This is a genomic window from Cellulomonas sp. URHE0023 (genome assembly GCF_000688475.1).
Taxonomy (GTDB): domain Bacteria; phylum Actinomycetota; class Actinomycetes; order Actinomycetales; family Cellulomonadaceae; genus Cellulomonas.
In genome coordinates, this window is sequence record NZ_JIAN01000005.1 from 31,399 (window position 1) to 55,516 (window position 24,118).

Consider the following 24,118-nt stretch of genomic DNA (forward strand, 5'->3'; position numbering starts at 1 on the left):
GCCCATGCTAGGTCACGGGACGGTGTCGTCCGCCAGTGGATCGCTGTGACCCTCGTCTGCATCTGAGGGTGGACGGTGGCCGACCCACGGTCCGCCCGCGGGGGCACGACGACCGACGGGCACGCCCCTACCCTCGGGGGGTGACGAGTTGGGAGCGGCTGCTGCGCTGGGACGAGGCGCACCGGTTCGTCGTCGACGCGACCATCGCGGGAATGCTGCTGCTCGTCACGGTTCCCCTGTCGATCGTGCTCGGCACCGCAGGCTCGTACGCGAACGTCCAGGTGTCGGCCGTGTTCACCCTCGCGCTGGTGGTCCCCGTCGCATGGCGGCGCGTGCGACCCACGGCCTCGGCAGCGACGATCTACTCGGTCGCACTCGCGCAGATGCTGTTCGGAACACCCCTGCTGTTCCCCGCGGACGCGATGGTGCTCATCGCCCTCTACTCGGTCACCGTGCACGGGCCGCGCTGGGCGCACCGGGTCGCGATGGTGGGGGCGCTGCTCGGCTCGGTGCTCCTCGGGTTGTTGCTGCGCGGCTGGAACGACCCCGCGGCCGTGACGGCTGCGGTGTTCACGAGCGTCACCGCGCTCGCTGTGTGGGCGTTCGGCCTGGTCCGGCGCTCCCGCAGAGAACGTATCGAGGCGCTCGAGGACCGTGCACGACGCCTCGAGGTGGAGCGGGACCAGCAGACGCAGATCGCGACCGCAGCGGAGCGTGCGCGCATCGCCCGGGAGATGCACGACATCGTCGCCCACTCGTTGACCGTGATGATCGCTCAGGCCGACGGCGGAAGGTACGCGGCGTCGGCTGATCCCTCGGCGGCAACGCGCGCGCTCGGCACCATCGGGGAGACCGGTCGGGCCGCCCTCACGGACATGCGACGCCTGCTCGGCGTCCTTCGTGGCTCGCACGCCCCGTCGCTCGAGTTCGAGCCGCAGCCGGCCGAGTCCGACGTCGGCACGCTCGTCGACCAGATGCGGTCGAACGGCATGCGGGTCTCGATCGTGCGCATGGGAACCCCCCGGACCCTCCCCCCGGGGGCAGGTCTGACCGTCTACCGGATCGCGCAGGAAGCGCTCACCAACGTGCTCAAGCACGCGGGACCGGACCCGCTCGTGTCCGTCCTCGTGCAGTGGCTTCCCGACGGGATCGTGCTCGAGGTGAGTGACGACGGCCGCGGTGCGTCGGCTGACTCCGACGGTCTCGGACAGGGTCTGCTCGGGATGCGCGAACGCGCGACGATGTTCGCGGGCACCGTGAGCGCGGGCCCGCGCCCCGGCGGAGGCTTCCGCGTCCGGGCGCAGCTCCCGACCCCGCCCGGCAGCACCCAGGAGAACAGATGACCGACCACATGATCCGTGTCGGCCTCGTCGACGACCAGCAGCTCGTTCGCGCGGGATTCCGCATGGTCATCGACAGCCAGCCCGACCTCGAGGTGGTCGTCGAGGCCGGTGACGGGTCGCACGCGGTGCGCGCCCTGGATCCCGCAACCCATCCCGGAGTCGTCGACGTCGTGCTCATGGACGTCCGGATGCCGACCATGGACGGCCTGGCCGCGACCGCCGAGATCGTCGCGCGAGGCACCGACGAGTCCCCGGCGCCCAAGGTCATCGTGCTCACCACGTTCGACCTCGACGAGTACGTCCTGTCCGCGATCCGTGCGGGCGCCAGCGGGTTCCTGCTGAAGGACGCTCCCCCCGAGGAGATGCTCGGGGCGATCCGCACGGTGCACCGCGGAGACGCCGTCATCGCCCCGTCCAGCACGCGCCGCCTCCTGGAGCACCTGGTCACCGCGCTGCCGCCCGACGAGCCCGGGCGGCCGACCGACCCGGCGCACAGGGCGGTCGCCGACCTCACCGACCGCGAGCGCGAGGTGCTCGTCCTCATGGCCCGTGGCCGGTCCAACACCGAGATCGGTCAGGACCTGTTCGTCGCCGAGGCGACCGTGAAGACGCACGTCGGACGCATCCTGGCCAAGCTGCACGCACGCGACCGCGTACAGGCCGTCGTGGTCGCGTACGAGACCGGCCTGGTACGACCCGGTTCGTGAGGTGCGTGCGACCACGGGATGACGCGAGGCGACACCGTGGCCTGATGTGCCGGTCTCGCACCGCTCCGTAGCGTCGAGGACGTCAAGCCCGTCACCTCCCGAAGGAGCCGCACCCGTGGACACGACCGTGTACCGCCCGACCGAGCAGACACCCGCTTCGAGCGCCTCCTGCGCCCGGTCCCTGACGAAGGTCTACGGCCGCGGCGCCGCGGCGGTGCATGCACTCGACGGGGTCGACATCGACTTCGCCGCCGGTGCGTTCACCGCGATCATGGGCCCCTCAGGCTCGGGCAAGTCGACGCTCATGCACGTGCTCGCCGGCCTGGACCAGGCGACCTCCGGCACCGTGCGGCTGGGCGACACCGAGATCACCTCGCTCGGCGACGACGCGCTGACCCGGCTCCGGCGCGACCGCGTCGGCTTCGTGTTCCAGTCGTTCAACCTCCTGCCCATGTTCACGGCCGAGCAGAACATCCTGCTCCCGCTCGAGCTTGCGGGTTCGCCCGTGGACCGACCGTGGTTCGACACGCTCGTCGAGACCCTCGGGCTCGGGCAGCGGCTCACGCACCGACCGAGCGAGCTGTCCGGCGGCCAGCAGCAGCGCGTCGCCATCGCGCGTGCCCTCATCGCCAAGCCCGAGGTCGTGTTCGCCGACGAGCCCACCGGCAACCTCGACTCCCGGTCGGGCGCGGAGGTGCTGAGCTTCCTGCGGCGCTCCGTCCGCGAGCTGGGCCGCACGATCATCATGGTCACGCACGACCCGACCGCCGCCGCGTACGCGGACCGGGTGGTCCTCCTGGCCGACGGACGGATCGCCGGGGACATCGAGAACCCGACCCCTGAGTCCGTGCTCATGGGCCTCGAGGCTCTGCGCACGCTCGAGCAGCCGGCGGTCCGCTGATGCTGCGCCTCACGCTCTCCCAGATGCGCCGCAGCCTGGGCCGACTCTCCGCCGCGGCCATCGCCATCGCGATCGGCGCCGCCTTCCTCGCAGCAACCCTCATCGCCGGTGGCGTCATCACACGCGCGGGGTACGACGCGATCGCGGCGGCCTACGGCGACGCTGACGTCGTCGTGGAGGGCGACCTGTCGACGGCGGAACGCAGCGAGCTCCTGCGCCAGCCCGACGTCGCTGCGGCCGACCCGCTCACGGCGGTGATGTTCCAGCTCCGAGCCCACGGTCAGGCGCATCTCCAGATCATGCTGCCCGTCCCGTCGGACCCCCGGCTGGGCTCGCTCACCGTGTCCGAGGGCGCCGCTCCGACGTCCGAGCACGAGATCGCCCTGCCGCCGGCGACCGCGTCCTCGCTCGGCGTCGGCGTCGGTGACAAGGTCACCGTCCTGTCCCCCGAGGCTGCCGGCTCGTCCCAGGACTTCGACGTCACCGGGATCACCGACGACCCGCGGAACGCGTGGTCGCAGGAGGGCGGAGCGGGTCTCGTGACCTCGTCGGACATCAGCGCCTGGTCGGGCGAGCGCCTCGACGACTCCGGCACGACGCTCGTCGCCGCGTCGGATGGCGTGACACCCACAGAGCTTCGCGAGTCGCTGAGCCCGCTGGTCGGCGACGCCCGGGTGCTCACCAAGGACGAGGCCGCCGCAGCGGCCGTCTCAGAACTGTCCGACGGCGGCAACGTCCTGGTCACGGTGGTGCTGGGCTTCGCAGCCGTCGCCATGCTGGTCGCGGCCCTGGTCATCGCCAACACGTTCCAGGTGCTTGTCGCGCAGCGCACCCGCACCCTCGCGCTGCTCCGCTGCGTCGGAGCGACCAAGCGTCAGCTCCGCGGGTCTGTGCTGCTCGAGGCGACCATCCTGGGGGCGGGGGCCGCCCTCGTGGGTCTGGTGGCCGGAACGGCGCTCGCCCAGGGTGCGCTCACCGTGCTGAACCGCGCCGACCTGGACGTCCCGCTCCCGTCGACGGTCAGCATCACGCCGGCCGTCGTCCTCGTCCCCCTGCTGGTCGGGACGCTGGTCACCCTTCTCGCGTCGCTCGTGCCTGCACGCGAGGCCACCCGGGTTGCGCCGATCGCGGCTCTTCGACCCGCGGACGCTCCCGCGGTGGGCGCCCGCGCAGGACGCGTCCGGCTGGGCGTCTCGCTGCTGCTCGTCCTCGGCGGTGGGGGTGTGCTCCTGCTCGCCTCCGCGGCGGCCGGCCGAGGCACCGGTGACGCCACCCTCCTGCTCGGGATCGGGACCCTGGCCGGGGCCCTCTCGTTCGTCGGGGTGCTGCTCGGAGCCGTGTTCTGGGTCCCGCGCATCGTCGCGCTGCTCGGTCGGGGGCTCGCCTCGACCGGGACCAGCGCCCGCATCGCCGCCGCGAACACGGTGCGCAACCCGCGCAGGACGGCGGCCACCAGCACTGCGCTGCTGATCGGCGTCACGCTCGTCGTGATGATGAGCACGGGTGCCGCGAGCGCGCGCACCACGATGAACCACGAGCTCGACGCCCACTATCCGGTCGACCTGGTCGTGGAGGGGCACCAGGCGGACGGCACGGAACGGTTGGACGAGGCAGGTGTGCAGCGTGCGCTCGACGGCGTCGACGGTATCCGGGAGTCCGTGCTGGTCCGGACCGCCATGGTCGAGTTCGACGGAAGCGAGGGCGACACCGTGACGGTCGCGGCCGTCGACGGGGACGCGGCAGCATCGGTGGTCCGCGACGCCTCGCTCGTCGACAGCCTCGACGACGGGACGCTGCTCCTGCCGGCGTCGTACGACGACAAGCTGGCCGGCGACGCCACCGTGAGGTCGGTGACCTTTGACGCGGACTGGAACAGGGGCCCCGACGGGCCTCCCGTCCAGCTGCGTGCCGTGACGTCCGACCTCGGCGGGTACCGGGCGATCGTGACGACCTCGATGCTCGACCAGATCGCGCCGAACGCACCGGTGTCCACGGTCTGGGTGTCGCTCGACCCGGGCGCCGACCCGGCAACCGTCCTGCAGGACGTCCGCGCTGCGCTTCCCGACGGGGCTCTGGAGGTCTCCAGCGCCGCCGCCGAGCGGGTCAGCAACGAGAGGTTCGTGGACGCGATGCTCGGGATCGTCGTCGGCCTGCTCGCCGTGGCCGTCGTCATCGCGCTCATCGGCGTCGCGAACACCCTGTCGCTGTCCGTGCTGGAACGGCGCCGCGAGTCTGCGACGCTCCGGGCGATCGGCCTGTCGCGCCGTCAGCTGCGCTGGATGCTCGCGCTCGAGGGGATGCTCATCGCGGGGGTCGGGGCACTGCTCGGCGCGGGCCTCGGTCTGCTCTACGGCTGGGCTGGAGCGGTGGTGGTCTTCGGCAACGTCGGGGACGTGCTCCTGAATGTGCCGTGGCGCGATCTCGTGCTCGTCTTCCTCGTCGCGCTCGTGGCTGGGCTGCTCGCGTCGGTGCTCCCCGGTCGGGCCGCAGCCCGCACCTCGCCGGTCGCAGCACTCTCGGTGGACTGAGCCGACCCCGGCCCTGTGGACGGCTCAGGCCGTCCACAGGGCCGTTCCGCGGCGTACTCCCACGGGGCATCGTCTCCGGGTGCGCCTCACCCTGCTCCACCCAGACCCCGATCGCGGAGCGGGCACGGTCACGACGGACGTCGAGGTCCTGCCCGGGACCGCTCTGGCCCTCCTGCGGCCCGCGCTCGCGAGGCTGAGCGGTGACCCGGCCTGGGCGAGCAGCGCCCACCGGGTCTTCGTCGCGCAGCAGGTCCTCGACGACTCCCACGTGGCCGGTCACGTACCTCTGGTGCACGGCTGCGTGCTGAGCCTCGGACCCGACGCACGCCCGTCGGCCGAGGAGGCGCTGCGGGCGGACTGGCACGTCGCGGTCGTCGCGGGGCCGGACTGCGGGGTGCGCCTGGGGCTGCGCGACAACGAGACCCTGGAGGTGGCACCCGGCTTTGCCGTGCGTCGCCGCGGCGACCGGGTCCGAATTCGCAGAGGTCGGCCGTCGCCCCGCTGGCGACCGGACGCAGAGCACATCCGCGGCGACACGACGTATGCCGTCCGGCCGCGCACACCCGCGGAACCCAGCCGGGTCGCCCCTGCCCCTGCGCGACCGCCCGTCGCGACGTGGCTGACGCCGCTGATCGGGTCCGCGGCGCTCGCCGTCGCGCTGCACCAGCCGCTGCTCGCACTGGTCGGCCTGGTGGGACCGCTCGGCGCGCTTCGGCTCCGGAGGCGACGGCAGGACTCCGATGGCGCGTCGGCACCCGCTGACCCGGCCGCCCTGGAAGCGGCGACGGTACGAGCACGGCCCGACGACGAGCCCATCGAGGCAGCGGTCCCGTGGGACGACGGTGGCACGGTCGCGATCGTCGGCCCACGGGCGCTCGCCCTGCCCGTCGCACGGGCCACCGTCCTCGCGGCGCTGGGCACGCACGCGCACCGACCGCTCTCCGTTCACAGCCTCCACCTGCACGACTGGTCGTGGTGCGTCTGGGCCGGGGCAGGCACCGCAGGGCTCCCAGGGCTCGACGAGGGGTCGGCGGTCGTGGTCGTCGACGGCCCGCCCGACCCCGCTGCCCTCGCGCTCTGGCGGTCCGCGGCGCCGCCCGCGCAGCGTGCCGTGGTGCTCGCAGCACGTGCGGCGGACGTCCCTGCGTGGTGCCGGTCCCGGATCGAGGTGTCTCGCGGATCGGTGCGGGTGCACGGTCCGCAGGGCGCGACGTCCCTGATACGCCGGCACGCCGTGACGGAGCGGACCGCGGAGGCACAGCTCCGCAGAGCCGCGGGGCTGGGCGCCGTCCGCACGTCCGGCAGCGAGCTCGCCGCGCAGGCCACGCTCGGCGCGCAGCCCGGCATACCGGCGGCCGAAGCCTGTGCGGTCTCGTCGGCGTGGGACGAACCGCGGCCGGGGCTGGTGGTCGCGCTGGGTGACGGTGCCGCCGGTCGGCCGTTCACGGTCGACCTCGTGGCCGACGGACCGCATGCCTTGGTGGCCGGGACCACCGGGGCGGGAAAGTCCGAGCTGCTCACCACGCTCGTCCTGGCCGTAGCGCTGACCCATCCCCCGGAGCGGCTCTCGATCCTGCTGGTCGACTTCAAGGGCGGCACAGGACTGGGCGCAGTCGCCGGGCTGCCGCACGTCCTCGAGCACGTCACCGACCTCGATGCACCGCAGGCGCACCGCGTGCTCAGCGGGCTGCGCGCAGAGCTGCGCCGACGCGAGCGTCTGCTCGTGGCCGCCGGTGCGCGTGACATCGCGGAGCTGGACCCGCAGGCGCCTGCGACCCCGTCACGCCTGCTCGTGGTCGTCGACGAGCTGCGGGCACTCACGGAGGACGTGCCTGAGGCGTCCGCCGCGTTGGCCCGGCTGGCAGCACAGGGCCGTGCGCTGGGCGTGCACCTGGTGCTGGCCACGCAGCGGCCCGCGGGAGCCGTCGGTGCGGACCTGCGCGCGAACGTCAGCCTGCGCATCGCCCTGCGCGTCGCCGACCCAGCGGACTCCGTGGACGTGCTCGACGTCCCGGACGCAGCGGCGATCGACCCCGGTACGCCCGGTCGCGCACTGGTCCGCCGGGGCTCGCGTGCAGCCGAGGTGGTGCAGGTGGCACGTGCGACGACCGCACCGCAGGTGGCACCAGCGCGGCTCGCGGCGCCGTGGGGCTCCTCCGTGACCCGCTGGACGCCAGGGTCCCAGGGCCGCGACACCGACGCCGCGCCCGCGTGGGTGGCCGCCGCCGTCGAGGCCGCAACACCACGGCCGACGAGCAGGCCACCGTGGTTGCCCGCTCTGCCGAGCGTCGTCGCCGCAGAAGACGTCGACCTGGGTCCCGGGGTGGCGCTCGCCGTGGCGGACCTGCCCGACGAGCAGCGCCGCGGAGCCGTCCGCTGGGATCCGTCGACCGGCCACCTGCTGGTCCTGGGCGGGCCACGGTCCGGGCGATCGACGACTCTGGTCACCGTAGGCCTGGGGGCGCTCGCGCAGGGCTGGGCCGTGCACGCCCTCGGGCTCCCGGAGGACTCGGCCGCCCGACTGCGCGCCGGGGACGAGCACGGGATCCTGGGCACCCTGCTCGGGGTCGACGACGCGGTCGAGACCGCCCGACTGCTCGAGCTGCTCGACCGGTCGCAAGGTCGGCCGAGCGTGCTGCTGGTCGACCGGGTCGACCTGGTGCTCGGCGCCCTCGGGGAGCTGGCTCGGGGCGCCGGTGCCGATCGCCTGACGGCCTTCTGGCGCGGCGGGCGAGCCCTCGGCGGTGCGGCCGTGGCGGCGAGCGCGGACGTCGGTGCCGTCGCGGCGCAGCACGCCGGGGCGTTCCGGGACCGCGTGGTGCTCCCTCTCGCGGACCAGCTGCTCGACTCGCTCGCCGGGGTGCCGTCCGTGTTCGCTGGGCCCCGCGACACGGCTGGTCGCGCCATCCACCTCGGTCCCGGCGGCGCGCAGCTGGTCCAGGTGGCCCTCCCGTCGGAAGCCGTGCATACGCAGGCCACCCCTGACCCAGCCGTCGTCCGCGTGCGGCGTCTGCCTCGGGCGTGTCCGTTGCCCGACGCCGGTCCGCGCACGGTGCGTCCGCGCACGGTGCGACCCGATGCGTGGCACGTCCTGCTGGGACCCGGGAGCGACGATGCCGAGCCCATCGGTGTCGACGTCTCGCAGGGGCTGCTGATCGCCGGACCGCCCGGGTCAGGACGCAGCTCCGCGCTCGCGGTGGTCGCGCGCGGTCTGGTGCGGGCCGGCCGGACCGTGCGCCTGCTCAGGACCGGCCCATCGTCTCCCGTGCTGGCGGGCATCCCGACGACGACGCCCGGCGAGGTGTCCGGCCTCGACGACACGGTGACGCTGCTGGTCGACGATCTCGACGAGCTCGAGCGCGAGCACCCGGACCTCGGCGACACCCTGGTCCGGCGGGTGGTGGCGACCAGCACGGCACACGCCGCCGCCGGTGCCTACCGCGGCGCGCTCCCCGAGCTGCTGCGCCGCCGCCGCGTCCTGGTCCTGGACCTCCACGACGCCGCGTCTGCCGAGCTGGTCGGGATCCGGTCGAGGTGGCTGGCGGACCCCGGGAGACGCACCGCCGGCCGCGGTGCGCTGGTGGTCGGGCGCGCGGTGACGCCCGTGCAGGTCTACGACCCGGCGTGATCCTCACGGGCCGGGGTGGTGGCGCGGACGACGGCGGGGAGCAGGAGCCCGACACCGATCGCGACCGACAACCCGATCACCACGAGCGCCCAGGCGGAGGGTTCCGCGCTGTACCAGCCCACCGCCAGGACGACCAGGAGGATCTGCCACATCATCACGGGCGACCGCGCCCAGCGCCGCCCGCGCCACAGTCCCCGGGCGCAGAGCCCGAGCAGTGCGGCGACACCGAGCGCGCACAGGGCGAGGAAGGCGGTGGCGCCCGGCATCGTCGCTCGGCCACGCACCAGCTCAGCGGCCACGGCCAGTCCGAGCCCTGCGAACGCCGCGGCCTCCACGACCACGAACGAGCAGACGGCGACAAGGAGGGGCGGGCGGGTGTCGTTCACGCGAGAAGCCTAGAGAGTGCCCCCGGCACGTATCACAGGCCCTGCGCGTGGCCCCGCGATACCACGTCACAGAGGCGTTCTCGTACACCACATGTTGCGAAAGACGAGGTCAGCGCGACGCGCTGACCTGGACGTATGTCCTATATGGCCTCCGACCTGCGGCGACACCGTGACGTGGCTCACCCGGGCCGGGAAAGCCGGTGTGACGAACGCCTCAGTCGTTACCGACATGAAACCTCCCCGTAACCCCTTGTGCGGACGACGGACCGGTGTGACTCTTGAAGGAGCAACAACGTCCCCGCACAAAACCCCCCGATTTCATGCCGTGTTCCGCGCGCCTCCACCCCGTGCGCCGGACCGACGTGTGCCTAGGAGAGAACTCATGGATTGGCGCCACCGCGCGGCGTGTCTCGACGAGGACCCGGAGCTCTTCTTCCCCATCGGGAACACCGGACCCGCCCTGCTGCAGATCGAGGAGGCCAAGGGCGTCTGCCGCCGTTGCCCCGTCGTCGACACCTGCCTGAAGTGGGCCATCGAGACCGGCCAGGACGCAGGCGTCTGGGGCGGCCTGTCCGAGGACGAGCGCCGCGCCCTCAAGCGCCGCACCGCGCGCCAGCGTCGCGCGGGCTGACTCCGCACCACTCCGAACGCCGCGCTCTCCTCGAGGGAGCGCGGCGTTCGTGCGTTCCGCTGCGACCGGGGTCACTCACCGGTCGCCGGTCAGATGAGCGTCCCCGCCTCTCGGGGTGCTCGCAACCGGGCCTCGATGACGACCGACGTGCCACCGCTCTCGCGGTTGGACCAGGCGATCGTGCCGCGCATCTCGTTCGTCACGAGGGTCGAGACGATCTGCGTACCCAGCCCCGAGCCGGCGCCGCTCGACCGGTCGGCGGGCAGGCCTGAACCGTCGTCGGCCACCTCGACACGGATCGTGTCGTCCTGCCGCTCGACGATGACCTCGACCGTGCCGGTCTCACGGCCCTCGAACCCGTGCTCGACGGCGTTGGTGACGAGCTCGGTGAGGATCAGCGCGAGCGCGGTGGCGTCCCCCGCCGGGATCGACCCGAACGACCCGCGCACGGTCGTGCGGACGTGCGCACCCTCCGTCGCGACGTCGGCGGCGAGGCGCAGGCTGCGACCGACCAGGTCGTCGAACGGCACGGACTCGTCCAGCGTCTGCGAGAGGGTCTCGTGCACCAGGGCGATCGTCGCCACGCGCCGCATGGCCTCACCCAGCGCCTCGCGCGCCTCCGGGCTGCTCATCCGGCGCGACTGGAGCCGTAGCAGGGCCGCCACCGTCTGAAGGTTGTTCTTCACGCGGTGGTGGATCTCGCGGATCGTCGCGTCCTTGGTGATCAGCTCACGCTCGCGCCGGCGCAGCTCGGAGACGTCGCGGCACAGGAGCACCGCACCGACGCGCTGCCCGTGCTCGGTGAGCGGGACGGACCGCAGCGACAGCGCCACCCCGCGCGACTCGACGTCGACCCGCCACGGCGCACGACCCATGAGGACCAACGGCATCGACTCGTCGACCGTGACCTCCTCCTGCGAGACCAGGTCCGCTGTGACCTCCACCAGAGACCGGCCGACCAGGTCCCCGACGACCCCGAGCCTGTGGAAGCAGGACAGGGCGTTGGGGCTGGCGTAGAGCACCTCGCCCTCGGAGTTGAGCCGGACGAGCCCGTCGCCCACCCGAGGGGCACCGCGACGTGGGCCGGTGGGCGCGTCCAGGGCAGGGAACTCTCCCCGGCCGACCATCGCGAAGATGTCGTCGGCAGCCTCGACGTAGTTGAGCTCCAGGCGGCTCGGAGTGCGGGCGCCGCCGAGATTGGTCTGGCGTGCGAGGACGGCGATCGGTCGGCCGTTGCGGACGACCGGCACGGCCTCCTCCCGCACGGCGTAGGAGCCGAACCAGCGAGGCTCGCGCGACCGCTGCGCCGCCCTCTCGTCGAGGGATCGCTGCAGCTGGGGACGCTGACCGTCCGGCGCGGTCGCACCGACCACGTCGTCGTAGTGCACCGTGGCGCCCGTCGAGGGCCGGCACTGGGCGACCGCGACGAAGTCGCCGTCCGCGGTCGGCAGCCAGAGCACCAGATCAGCGAACGCGAGGTCGGAGAGCACCTGCCAGTCCCCCACCAGGAGGTGGAGCCACTCGAGGTCGGGACCGTCGAGAGCCGCATGACGAGCGACGAGAGTGCTCAGTGTGGACACGGGACAAGGGTAGGTGGCGGCGGCCGGCACCGGGCACGGTGCTCAGGGTGGCGCTCGGCTACCCTCGGACGACCATCACACGCGTGCTAAGGATCTTCATCGTGCGACTGAACGTGACCCTGGAACTGCCGACCGGAGCCCATGACGCGGCCCTCCTGCTGAGCGATCCGGACTACGTCCACGCGAAGGTCCGGGCGAGCGGTGCCCTCGAGCAGCACGTGGACATCACGGGGTCCCCCGACGCGGAGTTCACGGTCACCACCCGGCGCTCGCTGCCGACCGACCAGATCCCCTCGCACCTGCGCGGCTTCGTCGGGAACAGCATCGACGTCAGGCAGGTGGAGGCGTGGGAGGCGGCCGCGGCAGACGGCTCACGGGTCGGCACGGTGGTCCTGGACATCGCCGGAGCGCCAGTTCGGCTCAGCGGACGCACCCGGCTCGTGCCCACGGGGCCGGGCGCGAGCACCGTCAGCTACGACGGCGATCTGCGCTCGACGCTGCCCCTGTTCGGTTCGGCGATCGAGAACGCCGCGGCGGGCGCCGTCAAGGCGGCGCTCGAGGTGGAGCAGGACGTGGCACGACGCTGGATCGCCGACCACGCGTGAGCGCCGTTCCTCGGCCCGATCGTCCGTTGGTTACGAACAATGCACCAGCCGTAACGATTCGGTAACACGTCCGTACCGGTAAAGGCCTTCTGACCTGCAGTTTCCCTACCGTGGGATCGCTACCACACCACCTGTCCCCGACGTGATGCTTGACACCCGAGGGGCCGCCGACGACAGTTCTCGCAACGCGTGGGAACGCTCCCGCAGACTGCGGATGGGAGCGCGACCACGCCGGGTCCACCAGGCCCACCTGACGTCCGGACACGCCAGCGGCGTACGGACCACGGGAGCCCTCGGGTTACGGCGAAGACGCCGTCCGACTGACAAGGGAGTCATTGTGCGCAAGACCTCAAGCAAGATGTGGGCGGCAGCTGCGGGTGCCGCGAGCATCGCCCTGCTCGCCACGGCATGTTCCTCGGGAGACGGGGGCAGCAGCGACGACGAGTCGTCCGCCTCCTCCGACGAGAAGATCACCCTCACCGTCGCGACGTTCAACGACTTCGGCTACAGCGACGAGCTTTTCGCGGAGTACACCAAGGACCACCCGAACGTCACGGTCAAGCAGACCAAGGCCGCCAAGTCCGAGGACGCCCGCACGAACCTCACGACGAAGCTCGCCGCAGGTGGCGAGGGACTGGCCGACATCGAGGCCATCGAGATCGACTGGCTGCCTGAGCTGCGCCAGGCACCGGACGAGTTCGTCGACCTGGCCGACCCGGCGGTCGAGGGCCGCTGGTCCGACGCCGTGGTGGGTAACGCGACGCTCGACGACGGCAAGCTGCTCGGCTACGGCACCGACACCGGCCCCGAGGCGATCTGCTACCGGCAGGACCTGTTCGAGGCCGCCGGTCTGCCGAGCGACCCCGACGCCGTCGCGGCCGAGGTGGGCACGTGGGACGACTACTTCGCGCTCGGCACGAAGTTCGTCAACGCGTCTGACTCCGCGTGGTTCGACTCCGGCGTCGCGACCTACCAGGGCATGATCAACCAGGTCAAGGCCGCGTACGAGAACCCGGACGACGGCACCGCGACCGACCTCGCGGACAACGCCGAGATCCAGAAGCTGTACGACAAGGTCACGTCGCCCGAGGTCCAGGCGCTGTCCGCCAAGCTCGACCAGTGGACGGGTGACTGGGACGCCGCGTTCCAGTCGAACGGCTTCGCGACGATGCTCTGCCCGTCGTGGATGACCGGCCCGATCGAGGAGCGCGCCGGCGGCGTCACCGGCTGGAACATCGCCAACGCCTTCCCCGGCGGCGGCGGCAACTGGGGCGGCTCGTACCTGACGGTGCCGGCTTCCGGCAAGCACACGGCTGAGGCCAAGGAGCTCGCGGCGTGGCTGACCTCGCCGGAGATCCAGACCAAGGCGTTCATCAAGACGGGCAACTTCCCGAGCCAGCTCGAGGCACAGAAGTCCGACGAGGTGCAGTCTGCGACTGCTCCGTTCTTCAACGACGCCCCCAAGGGCGCCATCTTCACCGACCGCATCGCCGCGATCGACGTCATCCCGTTCAAGGGCCCGAACTACTTCTCGGTGCACCAGACGGTTCAGGACGGCATCAAGCGCGTCGAGTACGAGAACGTGGACCCGGCCACCTCGTGGCAGACCGTCCTCTCGGACTTCTCTGCACTGGGCCTGTGACCCACCCGCCGGCCGGGACCTGAGTGTCCCGGCCGGCGACCCGGGGCCGGTCTGACGGGCCGCCCCGGACCCCGACCGAAGCCCGGTGCGATCCGCCGACCGGACCGCACCGGGCTTCGTCCGTCTCCACTCCGTCTCGAGGTCGTCTAATGCTCACACCGACTCGCGACGCCGCGCAGGACGCGGCGACCGCACCCCCCCGGCAGTCCCGCCGGGTCGGCTTCAACCAGCGGCTCGGACGCTGGGATGTGAAGTTCTCGCCCTACCTCTACATCTCGCCGTTCTTCATCCTGTTCCTCATCACCGGCCTGTTCCCGATCGTCTTCACGGCGTACGTGTCGATGCACTCCTGGAATTTGCTGTTCGGCCAGGGCGAGTTTGTCGGCCTCAAGAACTACACGGACGTCTTCGCCCAGCCGCACTTCTGGACGTCGCTGCGCAACACGTTCTCGATCTTCGTCCTCTCGTCCGTCCCGCAGGTCATCACCGCCATCGTGCTCGCGGCGTTCCTCGACCAGAACCTGCGCTCGAAGACGTTCTGGCGGATGGGCGTGCTGCTGCCCTACGTCGTCGCGCCGGTCGCGGTCGGCATGATCTTCGGTCGGCTGTTCGCCGACAAGTCCGGCCTCATCAACGCCGGGCTGGAGGCGATCGGTCTGCCCGCCGTGCAGTGGCACGTCGACGTCCTTGCCAGCCACATCGCGATCGCGTCGATGGTGAACTTCCGCTGGACCGGCTACAACACCCTGATCTTCCTCGCCGCCATGCAGGCGGTGCCTCGTGAGCTGTACGAGGCCGCGATCATCGACGGCGCCAACCGGATGCGTCAGTTCTTCTCGGTCACCATCCCGCAGATCCGCGCGACGATCATCTTCGTCGTGATCACCGCGACCATCGGTGGCCTGCAGATCTTCGACGAGCCGCGCGTGTACGACGCGACCGGCCTCGGCGGAGCGTCCAAGCAGTGGCTGACCACGACGCTGTACCTGTACGACGTCGGATGGGGCAACCAGAAGAACCTCGGACGTGCCGCCGCAGTCGCGTGGCTGCTCTTCCTCATCATCGTCGTCATCGGATTCCTCAACTTTGCCGCCACCCGACGCATCGCGACCGGAGGCTCCGGCGTGCCCAGCCGGCGCGCCCGTCGTGCCGCCGAGCGCGCCGCAGCCAACCGGAGGGCGTCATGAGCTCCGTCCCCACAGTCGCCCAGACCGCCGGACCCCGAGCCGCCCGCTCCGCGGCCCGCAAGTCCTCGCGCCGCGCCAAGGTAGGCGGCTACGACCGCCGTCCCCGCTGGCTGACCTACACGGTGCTCGGCTTCGCCGTGTTCATCGGCCTCGCCCCGCTGTACTACACGATCGTGATCGGGTCCTCCGACCCGATCTCGATCGCGCAGGACGCCCTGCCGCAGTTCCTGCCGGACTCCACGCTGTTCCACAACTTCAGCCTGGTCATCCACTCGGAGGCGTTCAGCTTCTGGAAGGCCTTCGCCAACTCGGTGATCATCTCGGTCGTCACGTCGACGTCGGTGGTGCTCTTCTCGACGCTCGCCGGGTTCTCGTTCGCCAAGCTGCGGTTCCGCGGACGCGGCGCGCTCCTGGTGTTCGTGATCGCCACGATGGCGGTCCCGACGCAGCTCGGCGTCGTGCCGATGTACATCCTGATGACCGACCTGCACTGGATCGGCAAGCTGCAGGCCGTCATCGTGCCGGGTCTGGTCACCGCGTTCGGCGTCTTCTGGATGACGCAGTACCTCGAGGAGGCGCTGCCGTACGAGCTGATCGAGGCGGCCCGCATGGACGGTGCCAGCATGATCCGCACCTTCTGGTCGATCGCGCTCCCGGCGGCCCGGCCGGCGGCCGCGATGCTCGCCCTGTTCACGTTCGTGGCGCAGTGGGTGAACTTCTTCTGGCCCTCGATCGTCCTGAGCAGCGAGAATCCCACACTCCCGCTGACGATCAGGCTGCTGCAGGCGAACTACTTCGTCGACTACTCGCTGGTCTTGGCGGGCGTCTTCCTGATGACCATCCCGCTGCTGGTCCTGTTCCTGTTCACCGGCCGCCACCTGGTCGCCGGGATCATGGCCGGAGCCGTCAAGGGCTGAGCCCGTACCTGGTCCCGGCGCCCCCCTAAGGTTGGGGTGCCGGGACCCCAAGCCCGCCGACGATGGCTGGGCGGCCCGCCGTGGCACGACACGGGCCAACCGCACACGGAAGGGAAGTCCGGTGAGCACGTACCACCCGCAGGACGCACCTGCGGCACCGACCCTCGAGCAGGTGGCGGAGCGCGCAGGGGTGTCCCGGTCGACGGCGTCCCGCGCCATCAACGGCGGTCTGCGGGTCTCCCCCGAGGCGCTCGCCTCGGTCGAGCTGGCCGTCGCCGACCTCGGGTACACCCCCAACCGCGCCGCGCGGTCGCTGGTCACCCGGCGCACCGACTCGATCGCCCTGGTGGTGCCCGAGCCCGACGAGCGGGTCCTGTCAGACCCGTTCTTCGCGGGGACGCTCAACGGGCTGAGCACCTCGCTGGCCGACTCGGACGTGCAGGTCGTCCTCGTGATCGCCCGCCCCGGCGAGAGCGAGCGCACCATCCGGTACCTGCGCAACGGCCACGTCGACGGTGCGATCGTGGTCTCCCACCACCGCAACGACGAGCTCGACCAGGCCCTGCAGTCGTCACGGGTGCCCAACGTGTTCGTCGGCCGTCCGCTGTCCGCGCAGGACCGCCACGTGCAGTACGTGGACACCGACAACGTCGAGGGTGGCCGCATCGCCACCCGGCACCTCATCGGACGCGGGTACAAACGCATCGGGACCATCGCCGGTCCGCAGGACATGTCCGGTGGCATCGACCGCCTCGCGGGGTGGCGCAGCGCGATGGGCGAGGCCGGGATGGACGACGACGCCATCGTCTACGGCGACTTCACGCTGTCCTCCGGCGCGGCGGCCGCCCGCGAGATCCTGGCCCGGTTCCCCGACCTGGACGCGCTCTTCATCGCTTCGGACCTCATGGCAGCCGGCGCGCTCGGGGTGCTTGCCGAGCTGAACAAGGACGTGCCTGGGGACGTCGCCGTGGTGGGGTACGACAACCTGGGCGTCGCCGCGTCCACCGTTCCGCCGCTGACCTCCGTGATCCAGCCCGTGGTCGCGATGGCCCGTGCCGCCGGAGCCCGCCTGCTCGCACAGCTCAACGGTGCCCCTCCAGGAGAGCCGCTGATCTTCGCCCCCGAGCTGGTCATCCGGGCGTCCGCGTAGCAACGCTTCCGGCGTAGCGACGACGACGCCCGTCGACCGGATCCGCAGATCCTGCCGACGGGCCGGTCCGCCTGGGGCTCAGTCCTCGCGCGAGTCCTTGACCCGTGCGACGAGCTGGGTCGGGCTCACGAACCGCAGGGCGACGATGAGGATCGCCATCATCGACACCGTGTAGACGACGGCCATCGACGAGATGAGCTGTCGCGCCTCGCCGCCACCCGCGGCGGTCATCGCACGGTAGATCGCGACGACCAGCGTGTCCGACTTCGGACCCGAGACGAGGAACGTCAGCTCGAACATGCCGACGGTCCGCACCAGGACCAGGATCGATGCGGCGAGGATCCCGGGTACCAGCAGGGGCGCCAGGATGCGGGTGAGGATGTGGCGCATGTCCGCCCCGCACATCCGCGCCGCGTTCTCGATCGACGGGTTGATCTGCTCGATGAACGGCGTCATCGTGAGGATCACGAACGGGATCGACGGCACCAGGTTCACCAGGATCACGGCGGTCAAGGTGCGTCCGAGGCCGACGTTGTACATCACCGTGGCCAGGGGGATGCCGTAGGTGATCGGCGGCATGAGCACGGGCAGCAGGAAGAGCGCCGCCACGAGCTTCTTGAACGGGAAGTTGCGGCGGGCCAGCATGTACGCCGCGGGGACCCCGACGAGCGTCGAGATGACGATGACCGACAGGGCGACCACGAGCGTCACGCCGATGACCGACGCCATGCCGAAGCGGTCCCAGGCCTGGGTGTACCAGTCGGGCGAGAACCCGGCGGGCAACCACGTGGTGAACCACTGCTCGCCGAAGGAGTCGACCACGACGCTGAGCAGGATCCCGATGAGGAAGATGAAGAAGGCCGCAGCGCCCGCCCACACGAACCAGGTCGAGGGCCGCGCGACGAGCGACTTCTCCCCCGGTGCGACGTGCGGCGACGACCGCTTCTTCTTCGGTGCCGTCGGTGCGGGGTTGCCCGCACCGACGGCCGTGCTGTCGAGGGTCTGGTTGGCCATCAGCCCTTGCCTCCCGTCGAGCCCTTGTACATGAACGACCGCCACACCAGCACGATGGCCACGATCACGAGCTCGACGACGCCCATCATGACCGCGATCGTCGAGGCCATGGGGTAGTCGAGCTGCTCGGCGAACGCCCGGTAGCCCATCAGCGCCATCACGCGCGTCTCCCCCATCGCGTCACCCACGAGGCGCGCCGACGGGAAGACGCTGAAGGCGAGCACGAACGTCAGGATGAACGTCGTCGCCAGTCCGGGCGCCAGCAGGGGCAGGGTCACCCGGCGGAAGCGCTGCACCCAGTTCGCCCCCAACGTCTTGGCCGCCGCCTCGATGGACGGGTCGATGCCCGACAGGTAGGACGAGATGAGCAGGAAGGCGAACGGCAGACCGGAGATGACGAGCGAGAAGAACACACCCCAGTAGTTGTTCACCAGGGTCAGCGGCTGGTCGATGACGCCGATCTGCAGCAGGAACCGGTTGAGCCAGCCCTGCCGGCCCGCGAAGATCAGCAGACCTTGCGCGGTCAGCACGGTGCCGAGGGTGATCGGCAGCACCAGCAGCATCGTCAGCGTCTCCTTGCCCCGGAACCGCTGTCGCAGCTTGAAGGACAGCGGGACCGAGACGGCGACGTTGAACAGCGCGACCGGCAGCGCGAGCCGCATCGTGAGGTAGACCGACTCGAAGACGAAGGGGTCACGGAAGAAGGCCACGTAGTTGGCGAAGATGCCTCCTCCCCACTGCGCCTGCATGGCAAGCGTGGGCTGGAACGTCAGGCCGATGCCGTAGGAGAACGGGTAGATGAACAGCGCGATCGCGAAGACGATCGCCGGCAGCAGCATGAACAGCGACGAGTCGACGCCACGCTCCGCCAACCGGTGTCGCAGGCTGGCCGTCGAGCGCGTCCTTGTGCCTCCGGCGGTCACGGCGCTCACGTCCGGACCTCTTCCAGCTCTCGTTCCTCGACCGACAGTGCCGCCGCGTCGGACGGGTCGCTGGGGAAGACCAGCACCCGCGCGGGGTCTGCCCGGAGCTCGACCGGGCTGCCGATGGCCGGGGCGTGGTCGGACCGCACGTGCAGGAGCCGCCCGCTCGGCGTCGTGACACCGACGGCGAACTCGCGACCGTGGTACTCGACGATCGAGACGGTGGCGACGTTGGTGTTGTCGGAGGCTCCCTCCGAAGCCGGGACGACGACGAGGTCCTCGGGGCGGATGGCCGCTCGGACCCTGTCCCCGACGGCGACCGGATCGACGGCCGTGCCGCGCAACGTGAAGCCTTGGTCGGTCGCCGTGACGGACGTTCCCTCGACCGAGGTGATCACCAGGTCGAGCAGGTTGCGGTATCCCATGAAGTCCGCCACGTGGGCGTTCCGAGGCGCGTCGTGCAGCTCGGCGGGTGTGCCGATCTGCTGCACCCGGCCGTCCCGCAGGACCACGAGCCGGTCCGCCATGGACAGGGCTTCCTCCTGGTCGTGGGTCACGTAGATCGTCGTCAGGCCGAGCGACTGGTGAAGCCGCCGGATCTCGGTGCGCATCTCCAGGCGCAGCTTCGCGTCGAGGTTGGACAACGGCTCGTCCATGAGCACCAGCCGCGGCTCGAGCACGACGGCGCGCGCGATCGCGACGCGCTGCTGCTGCCCGCCCGAGAGCTGGCCCGGGAGCTTGTGCACGTGCTGCTCGAGCTTGACCAGCGCGACCGCCTCGTCGACGCGACGCCTGATCTCCTGCTTGGGGAGGCGGCGCATCTCCAGGCCGAACGCGATGTTCTTCTCGATCGACATGTGCGGGAAGAGCGCGTAGTTCTGGAACACCATGCCGAACCCGCGGTCCTCGGCCGCCAGGGTGTCGACCCGTGCGCCGTCGATGAGGATCTGTCCGTGCGTGAGCGGGAGCAGCCCGGCGAGGCAGTTGAGCGCGGTGGACTTGCCGCACCCTGACGGCCCGAGCAGCGCGATGAACTCGCCCGCCCGGACCATCAGGTTGAGGTCCACCAGCGCGTCGACCCCACCGAAGCTCCGTCCTACTCCGCGGAGCTCTAGCGACTCGAACGTGCCGGCAGCGATGGCCATGGCTACTTGGCCTCGAACTTGCCGGAGCCGATCTCGCGGTCCCAGATGTCGAACGCCTTGACCAGCTGAGCCGGCGGGAGCGGTGCGGCCTTCGGGTGCTCCTCGATCAGGTCGTCGTACCAGTCGCGCCCGAACTCGGCGATGGCGTCCTGGCTGGCCTGGGGAGCCTTGTCGAGCGTCGCCCCCTCGATCGCCGGGCCTGGGTAGAAGTAGCCGGTGTCGTAGGCCATGGCGTTGACGTCCGGCGTGAGCATGTACTGCAGCAGGTTGAGGATCGCGGACAGCTTGTCCGGGCTCTGCCCCTTCGGCACCACCGCGTACTGGGAGTCGGTGACCCACGTGAAGTCGTCGAACGGTGCGGCCTCGATCGAGGCCGGCTCGGTGCCGAGCGCCCGAGGGTTGATGTCCCAGCCGGTCGTCGTGGGGATCAGGGACCAGGTGCCGTCGGACATGTTGGTGATGACCTGGCCGGTGCCGGTCGGGTAGCTGTCGATCGTCTGGCCCAGCTCGGCGAGGTAGGCCCAGGTCTTCTCCCAGCCGTTCTCGGGGTCCATCGGGTCCTTGTCGCCCAGCATGTAGGGCAGGCCCTGCAGGAAGGTGCGCCCGGGGCCCGAGTTCGCGGGACGCGCGTAGCCGAACTTGCCGGGGTTCGCCTTGGCCCAGGCGAGCAGCTCCTGAGGGTTCGTCGGGACGTCCTTCACGACCGCCGGGTCGTACTGCATGAGGGGGCCGGAGGGGTAGTACACGGTGACGACGCCGTAGTCGCCCGCGAGCTTCTGCATGTTCGCGGCGGGCTCGATGTAGTTGTCCATGTTGGACAGCCGGTCCGCGTAGTCCGCGGCCACCGGGATCCACAGGTCCTGCTCCACGCCGGCCGACATGCCGTCGGTGCCCGTCATGACGAGGTCGGTGGTCAGGTTCCCGCTGTCGACCTGCGGCTTGACGGTCCCGACGAGGTCGGGTGCGCCGGCGGTCTCCCAGGTGACCCCGGAGATGATGTCGGGGTGGTCGGCGACGAACTGGTCGATCATCGCGCCGGTGAGCTTCTGGTTGCCCGCGACGTCGAGGATGTTCAGGGTGACGGGCTTGGACGGCGTCTCGGGGATACCTCCGTCGTCGGCCGACGAGCTCGGTGCCGCGTTCGCCGGAGGCTCCTCCGAACCAGGCGCGGAACAGCCGGCCACGATGAGTCCGGCGGCCATGATGCTGGCGAGGAGGTAGAGCGGACGTTGTGCGCGCATCGGCGTTCTTCTCTCTGGTCTGCGCCCGGTGGGTGGCCCGGGCGACACGGGAGGTGCGACGTTCAGACCCCGGGGTGGGCGTCTGGGGCGGGACCGGTGGACTCGCGCACGACCAACCGGAAGGTCAGGTCGTGGTGGTGCTCTGGAGGGGTGGACGGGTCGCGGACGAGGCTGAGCAGCATGTCGACGCCGGCGCGACCGCAGTTGACCAGCGGGATGCCGACGCTGGTGAGCTCGGGCGTGGTGAGGGTGGACATCGGGATGTCGTCGACGCCGACGACGCTGATGTCCTCGGGCACCCGGACGCCGCGCTGGCGGAACCGCTTGAGGAGGCCGAAGGCGACGAGGTCGTTGTAGGCCAGGACGGCGGTCGCCCCGCTCGCGATCACCAGGTCGCCCGCGCTGATCCCGCCCGAGACATAGGGCTGGAACGAGCCCAGGTCGATCACCTCGAGCTCGGGATCCTGCGCCGTCACCGACTTCAGTGCCTCGAGCCGGCGCTGCGTGGACCAGGAGGTGACCGGTCCGCCGACCCAGGCGATGGTCCGGTGCCCGAGGGCCCGCAGGTGGTTGACCGCCTGCCGGATGCCGTCGAGGTTGTCCATCGACACCGTGGGAAGGCCGCCGCACTCGCGGTTGACCAGCACGATCGTGCACTCGTCCGCCAGCTGCTGGATCACGGAGTCCGGGGCACGCGGAGAGCACATGATCAGACCGTCGACCTGGCTGGCCATCCCGAGCACGAGGTCGCGCTCGCGGCTGGGGTCCTCGTCCGAGTCGGCGAGGACGACCGCGTAGCCGGCGGTCCGCGCCTTGCCCTGGACGCCCTTCGCCACCGCGGCGAAGAAGGGATTCTCCAGGTCGGGCACCATCAGCCCGATGTTCCCCGTGCGGCCGGTGATCAAGCCCCTGGCCGCGAGGTTGGGGCGGTAACCCATCCCCCGTGCCGTGCTCAGCACCTTGTCCCGGGTCTCCGGCGACACCTCGTCCGGCTTGGCGAGCGCACGCGACACCGTGGAGATCGAGACACCCGCAACGCGGGCAACATCTCGCGCGGTCACCGGCACGACCCACCTCCATCGGTGTCATCAGCCACGGCAGTGTGGCTGGCGGCAAGTATGCAAACCATTGCAGCGACTCGTCAAGCGTCATTCATCGGCAATGGCTTCAGGGCACTGCTGCGCCCTCCAGGATCCCGCGTACTACCAGGTCAGATCGCATTTTGCCCATTTTCGCCGTCCCGGGCCTACGCTGTGCAGGTCGTTCCGACGACACTCAGGCCGTTTCAAGGAGGAGACGCACATGCTCGCTGCCGCCGGCGCCACGACCTGTGTGCGGGTCCGAGGCCCGCGATGAAGATCGAACGCGCCGAGGTCATCGTCACGAGCCCGGGCCGCAACTTCGTCACGCTCCGGCTGACGACGTCCGACGGCGTGGTCGGCCTCGGGGACGGGACGCTGAACGGACGCGAGCTCGCCGTCGTCTCCTACCTGCGCGACCACGTCGTCCCCCTGCTCGTGGGCCGCGAGGCCGACACCATCGAGGACACGTGGCAGTACCTCTACCGCGGCCCGTACTGGCGCCGGGGTCCGGTCACGATGGCCGCGATCGCGGCGGTCGACATGGCGCTGTGGGACATCCTCGGCAAACGCACCGGCGTGCCGGTCTACCAGCTGCTCGGCGGCCGCAGCCGGCGCGGTGCGCTGGCCTACGGGCACGCCTCGGGCACCACCGTCGAGGCCCTCTTCACCGCCATCCGCAACCAGCTGGACCACGGTTTTCGAGCCGTCCGGATCCAGGTCGGCGTGCCCGGCCTGGGCAAGGTCTACGGCGTCGGCACCGACCAGCGCGCCGGCGAGCGCTACGACTACGAGCCGGCCGCACGCTCGGTCGTCCCGGTGGAGGAGGCGTGGGACACCGAGGCCTACCTCCGGCACCTGCCCACGGTGGTCGAGGCGGTCCGGGCGGAGTTCGGTGAGGCGCTGCCGCTGCTGCACGACGCCCACCACCGGCTCACCCCCAACGAGGGCGCCCAGCTCGGCCGAGCACTCGAGCCGCACCGGCTGTTCTGGCTCGAGGACTGCACCCCCGCCGAGGACCAGGAAGCGCTGCGTCGGGTGCGGTCACAGACGACCACACCGCTGGCGACCGGCGAGGTGCTCAACAGCGTCCACGACTACCGCACGCTGATCAGCGAGCGGCTGATCGACTACGTCCGGTCGTCGGCCACCCATGCCGGTGGCATCACCGGCCTGCGCAAGATCCTCGACTTCGCGGCGGTCTACGGAGTCCGGTCCGGGATCCACGGAGCCACCGACATCTCGCCGGTCGGCATGGCGGCGGCCCTGCACCTCGACATCGCGCTGCACAACTTCGGCATCCAGGAGCTGATGCTCCACAACGAGCGCACGCTCGAGGTGTTCCGCACCAGCTATACGTTCGTCGACGGACTGCTCGACCCCGGGGAGAACCCGGGGCTGGGCGTCGAGCTCGACGACGAGGCGGCGGCTGCGTACGAGTACACGCCCGCCTACCTGCCGGTGAACCGGCTTCTCGACGGCACGATCCACGACTGGTGAGTCAGGAGAGC

19 protein-coding genes are annotated in these 24,118 nt (G+C 71.0%); 12 read left to right on the forward strand and 7 right to left on the reverse strand.

Features of this window, described 5'->3' with window-relative positions:
- Positions 1–140: 140 nt before the first annotated feature.
- From N553_RS0100180 to N553_RS0100200, 5 genes are all read left to right on the forward strand, one after another.
- Positions 141–1,343, forward strand: a complete 1,203-nt coding sequence (locus tag N553_RS0100180; protein WP_028044859.1) for a sensor histidine kinase — start codon at positions 141–143, stop codon at positions 1,341–1,343.
- Positions 1,340–2,050 carry a response regulator transcription factor gene (locus N553_RS0100185; protein WP_028044860.1) on the forward strand — a complete coding sequence of 237 codons (711 nt, stop codon included), beginning with the start codon at positions 1,340–1,342 and terminating at the stop codon, positions 2,048–2,050. The genes N553_RS0100180 and N553_RS0100185 overlap by 4 nt, the downstream gene beginning before the upstream one ends.
- 115 nt (positions 2,051–2,165) lie before the next feature.
- On the forward strand, positions 2,166–2,951 hold the full coding sequence (locus tag N553_RS0100190) for an ABC transporter ATP-binding protein (protein ID WP_028044861.1): 786 nt from the start codon (positions 2,166–2,168) through the stop codon (positions 2,949–2,951).
- On the forward strand, positions 2,951–5,479 hold the full coding sequence (locus N553_RS0100195) for an FtsX-like permease family protein (protein ID WP_028044862.1): 2,529 nt from the start codon (positions 2,951–2,953) through the stop codon (positions 5,477–5,479). Before N553_RS0100190 ends, N553_RS0100195 begins: the two co-directional genes overlap by 1 nt.
- 79 nt (positions 5,480–5,558) lie before the next feature.
- Positions 5,559–9,107, forward strand: a complete 3,549-nt coding sequence (locus N553_RS0100200; RefSeq protein WP_028044863.1) for an FtsK/SpoIIIE domain-containing protein — start codon at positions 5,559–5,561, stop codon at positions 9,105–9,107.
- On the opposite strand, the gene N553_RS0100205 is transcribed toward N553_RS0100200, so the two are convergent.
- Positions 9,092–9,493, reverse strand: coding sequence for a hypothetical protein (locus N553_RS0100205; RefSeq protein ID WP_028044864.1), 402 nt, complete (start codon positions 9,491–9,493; stop codon positions 9,092–9,094). The genes N553_RS0100200 and N553_RS0100205 overlap by 16 nt on opposite strands.
- Positions 9,494–9,875: 382 nt before the next feature.
- On the opposite strand from N553_RS0100205, the gene N553_RS0100210 reads away from it, so the two are divergent.
- The gene (locus N553_RS0100210; protein ID WP_028044865.1) at positions 9,876–10,124 is read left to right on the forward strand and encodes a WhiB family transcriptional regulator; all 249 of its coding nucleotides are present in this window, start codon (positions 9,876–9,878) and stop codon (positions 10,122–10,124) included.
- 89 nt (positions 10,125–10,213) lie between these two features.
- Here N553_RS0100210 and N553_RS0100215 read toward each other — a convergent pair whose 3' ends face one another.
- Positions 10,214–11,704, reverse strand: coding sequence for a sensor histidine kinase (locus tag N553_RS0100215; RefSeq protein ID WP_028044866.1), 1,491 nt, complete (start codon positions 11,702–11,704; stop codon positions 10,214–10,216).
- Positions 11,705–11,805: 101 nt separating this feature from the next.
- Between N553_RS0100215 and N553_RS0100220 the strand changes: the two genes are divergently transcribed.
- The 5 genes from N553_RS0100220 (at position 11,806) to N553_RS0100240 (ending at position 17,205) form a co-directional block, all read left to right on the forward strand.
- A complete protein-coding gene (locus N553_RS0100220; protein WP_028044867.1) occupies positions 11,806–12,309 on the forward strand; it encodes a DUF2505 domain-containing protein in 504 nt (167 codons plus the stop codon).
- 337 nt (positions 12,310–12,646) lie between these two features.
- The gene (locus N553_RS0100225; protein ID WP_028044868.1) at positions 12,647–13,951 is read left to right on the forward strand and encodes an extracellular solute-binding protein; all 1,305 of its coding nucleotides are present in this window, start codon (positions 12,647–12,649) and stop codon (positions 13,949–13,951) included.
- 149 nt (positions 13,952–14,100) lie between these two features.
- The gene (locus N553_RS0100230; protein ID WP_028044869.1) at positions 14,101–15,138 is read left to right on the forward strand and encodes a carbohydrate ABC transporter permease; all 1,038 of its coding nucleotides are present in this window, start codon (positions 14,101–14,103) and stop codon (positions 15,136–15,138) included.
- Positions 15,135–16,055: a carbohydrate ABC transporter permease gene (locus N553_RS0100235; RefSeq protein ID WP_028044870.1), complete on the forward strand. Its 921-nt coding sequence runs from the start codon at positions 15,135–15,137 to the stop codon at positions 16,053–16,055. The genes N553_RS0100230 and N553_RS0100235 overlap by 4 nt, the downstream gene beginning before the upstream one ends.
- 121 nt (positions 16,056–16,176) lie before the next feature.
- Positions 16,177–17,205 (forward strand): LacI family DNA-binding transcriptional regulator, encoded by a 1,029-nt coding sequence (locus tag N553_RS0100240; RefSeq protein WP_028044871.1) that lies wholly within the window; start codon positions 16,177–16,179, stop codon positions 17,203–17,205.
- Positions 17,206–17,283: 78 nt separating this feature from the next.
- Here the strand turns inward: N553_RS0100240 and N553_RS20310 are convergent, their stop codons facing one another.
- From N553_RS20310 to N553_RS0100265, 5 genes are all read right to left on the reverse strand, one after another.
- Entirely contained in the window at positions 17,284–18,219 is a 936-nt protein-coding gene (locus tag N553_RS20310) for an ABC transporter permease (RefSeq protein WP_081844293.1), read from the reverse strand.
- On the reverse strand, positions 18,219–19,151 hold the full coding sequence (locus N553_RS0100250; RefSeq protein ID WP_231505119.1) for an ABC transporter permease: 933 nt from the start codon (positions 19,149–19,151) through the stop codon (positions 18,219–18,221). The genes N553_RS20310 and N553_RS0100250 overlap by 1 nt, the downstream gene beginning before the upstream one ends.
- Entirely contained in the window at positions 19,148–20,287 is a 1,140-nt protein-coding gene (locus N553_RS20315; RefSeq protein WP_051639714.1) for an ABC transporter ATP-binding protein, read from the reverse strand. The genes N553_RS0100250 and N553_RS20315 overlap by 4 nt, the downstream gene beginning before the upstream one ends.
- Positions 20,288–20,289: 2 nt before the next feature.
- On the reverse strand, positions 20,290–21,528 hold the full coding sequence (locus N553_RS0100260; protein WP_028044873.1) for an extracellular solute-binding protein: 1,239 nt from the start codon (positions 21,526–21,528) through the stop codon (positions 20,290–20,292).
- Positions 21,529–21,590: 62 nt separating this feature from the next.
- Positions 21,591–22,589, reverse strand: a complete 999-nt coding sequence (locus N553_RS0100265) for a LacI family DNA-binding transcriptional regulator (RefSeq protein ID WP_197029872.1) — start codon at positions 22,587–22,589, stop codon at positions 21,591–21,593.
- A gap of 291 nt (positions 22,590–22,880) precedes the next feature.
- On the opposite strand from N553_RS0100265, the gene manD reads away from it, so the two are divergent.
- On the forward strand, positions 22,881–24,107 hold the full coding sequence (gene manD / locus N553_RS0100270) for a D-mannonate dehydratase ManD (RefSeq protein WP_028044875.1): 1,227 nt from the start codon (positions 22,881–22,883) through the stop codon (positions 24,105–24,107).
- Positions 24,108–24,118 lie beyond the last annotated feature (11 nt).